Origin of the sequence: Pseudomonas sp. PS01299 (assembly GCF_029960145.1) — a bacterium.
In the GTDB taxonomy this organism is placed as follows: domain Bacteria; phylum Pseudomonadota; class Gammaproteobacteria; order Pseudomonadales; family Pseudomonadaceae; genus Aquipseudomonas; species Aquipseudomonas putida_A.
The window spans coordinates 1-279 of the sequence record NZ_JASCPO010000532.1 but is presented as its reverse complement, the minus strand read 5'-3'; the positions used below and the strand labels follow the sequence as shown (position 1 = coordinate 279).

At 60.6% G+C, this 279-nt stretch carries 1 pseudogene; it reads left to right on the top strand.

The annotated features are described in order from the left end of the window. Window positions 1-132 precede the first annotated feature (132 nt). Window positions 133-279, top strand: a pseudogene (locus tag QMX91_RS31440) (metal ABC transporter ATP-binding protein); the annotation flags it as partial.

Sequence of the window (279 nt, the reverse complement as noted above, 5' to 3'; positions counted from 1 at the left end):
AGCTTGCTCGCGAAGGCGCCGGGTCAGCCAACATCTTTATCGAATGACACACCGCATTCGCGAGCAAGCTCGCTCCCACAAGATGACCGGCAACCTCGACACCGTGGTGCGGGCGATTCAGGAGTCCGGGGCATGACAGCAAAAGAATCCCTCTCTGACACCCCGCCATCCCCTGTGGGAGCGGGCTTGCTCGCGAAGGCGTCCGGTCAGTCAGCATCATTATTGAATGAACCACCGCATTCGCGAGCAAGCCCGCTCCCACAAGGGGGAAATTGGCCG